Source organism: Pseudoalteromonas luteoviolacea, assembly GCF_018100925.1.
GTDB classification, from domain to species: domain Bacteria; phylum Pseudomonadota; class Gammaproteobacteria; order Enterobacterales; family Alteromonadaceae; genus Pseudoalteromonas; species Pseudoalteromonas obscura.
The window spans coordinates 1-394 of sequence record NZ_JAGJEH010000071.1; the positions used below are offsets into that span (position 1 = coordinate 1).

The window sequence follows — 394 nt, forward strand, 5'->3', positions numbered from 1 at the left end:
AGCGCTCAGTGACAACTTTATTGGTGCTGGTCTCACTGGCAAATGCAACATCAGGCGATGAATGGGTGACACTCAACCCTGTGGCACTGTCGTAAGTTCGTAAGCCTGCCTCCGCAGCGGGTAACTTGATGGCGTTAAACGCCTCGTCGGTATTGCATAGCTGAGATAAATGAACGATGACGCCAGCCATATGCAGAACGGGCTCATCAGTCACTGAGGCACCGGCATTTGAATAACTCGCCCCGAGTCGTAAAACATTCGACTCAGTTGTACGCTCCCACAGTCCTTCATTGACGGTATTAGCAGATCCTAAGTGCTTACCAAAATGCACAAACCCACTCGCGGCATATTGATTTAAGTTTTGTTGTCGGCGCGCTTCAAATTCGGCCTTTCT

Annotated in this window: 1 protein-coding gene; it reads right to left on the reverse strand. The window is 49.7% G+C overall.

What is annotated here, in order from left to right:
• The coding region (locus tag J8M00_RS28100; protein ID WP_211013658.1) for a hypothetical protein at nt 1-394 on the reverse strand (394 nt) is incomplete at both ends.